This window comes from Arthrobacter sp. H20 (genome assembly GCF_000520515.1).
In the GTDB taxonomy this organism is placed as follows: Bacteria; Actinomycetota; Actinomycetes; order Actinomycetales; family Micrococcaceae; genus Arthrobacter_D.
The window spans coordinates 51,554-53,028 of record NZ_KI914713.1 but is presented as its reverse complement, the minus strand read 5'-3'; the positions used below and the strand labels follow the sequence as shown (position 1 = coordinate 53,028).

The following is a 1,475-nucleotide window of genomic DNA, read 5'->3' as shown; positions in this document are numbered from 1 at the left end:
ATCGCCTGACCGGACCCGGTGATGGGTGGACCTCCGGTCAGGAGACGGTCCGGCGGCCTTCGAAAGCCCGACCGAGCGTCACTTCGTCGGCGTATTCGAGGTCGCCGCCCACCGGCAGGCCCGAGGCCAGACGGGTCACTTTGATTCCAATGGTCTTGAGCATGCGTGCCAAATAGGTGGCGGTCGCCTCACCCTCCAGGTTGGGGTCCGTGGCAATGATGATCTCCTCAATCTGATCATCAGAGAGACGGCTCAGGAGCTCCCGGATCCGAAGCTGATCGGGACCAATACCGGCGATCGGGTTAATCGCGCCACCAAGCACGTGATAACGCCCTCTGAAGGACCTGGTGCGCTCCACAGCGATGACGTCCTTTGACTCTTCCACTACACAGATAGCCGTTGGATCGCGGCGTGGATCACGGCATATTCCGCATGTGTCCTGCTCGGCGACGTTGCCGCAGACAGTGCAGAACTTGACCCGTTCCTTCACCGTGACGATCGCGTTGACGAGACGCTTGATGTCGTCGCCGTCGCCTTCAAGGATGTAGAAGGCCAGCCGTTGAGCCGACTTGGGTCCAACTCCTGGAAGCCGGCCCAGTTCGTCAATGAGCTCCTGGACTGCGCCTTCGTACACTGGACCTTCTTCTGGTTGCTAATTTACTGCGACGGAACGCTAGGGGCTATCGACGCCGCGTTCCTCAATCAGCTTGCCGTTGAGGATGCGTTCGATTGCTGAGCGTCCAACCAGCCCAGACTCCTCGATAGTTTCATCGTCGGCGCTCGGCTCGTCCTCAACGTAAGGCAAGTCTACGGCGCCTTTGCGGGGATTGGCGGCTTCTTCTTCCAGACGCTTCCGCTCCGCTTCGTCGAGGAGACGCTGATACCGGCTGAGGGGCCTGGCCGCCGGGACGGCGGCTGCCGGCGAGGGAGTGACTGAGCGCCCTTCGGCGACAGCAGGCCCCTCCGACGCCTGAATGGTTTCTGGTGCAGTGATCTGTGACGCCGGGCGCGCTGACGAGGTCCGCTCGGGACTGGTGGGTTCGGCGGTTTCCCAGGCGTTGCTCTCTGGTCCCGGATCGAATTCGTCGGACGGCGGCTCGACGGAGGCCCACGAATCGTCCGGCGTCGCGGCCGCAGCGCTCCTCTGCGCGGTATTGCGCTCGGCAACACTGCTCCGGGGCGCACTGCTGGAGGCACCATTTCGTGCGGCGGCGGGCGCGGCGATGGCAGCCGGCCTCGGCCGGCTTCCTTGTGCACCAGATGCCCCCGGACCGGTGTTCCATCGAGTGGGGGACGCTCCGGCTGGCTGCTCCGCAGCACGAGGCTCAGTGGGTGCTGTCGCGGCGGGTGATGCTGAGCGCTCAGGCGCTGTGGGTGCCGACGCCGTCGACCCCGGTTCTGCAGGCGCTGGTGCAGGCTGCGGTTGGGCAGCAGCCTGCGCGTGCGCAGGCAACGCGGGTGAGGGCGTCGGCGGG

General features: G+C 65.0%; 1 protein-coding gene and 1 pseudogene. Both read right to left on the bottom strand.

Features of this window, described 5'->3' with window-relative positions:
* Positions 1-37 precede the first annotated feature (37 nt).
* A complete protein-coding gene (gene recR, locus Y703_RS0103595) occupies positions 38-634 on the bottom strand; it encodes a recombination mediator RecR (protein ID WP_026551620.1) in 597 nt (198 codons plus the stop codon).
* Positions 635-673: 39 nt separating this feature from the next.
* Positions 674-1,475, bottom strand: a pseudogene (locus Y703_RS17715) (hypothetical protein); the annotation flags it as partial.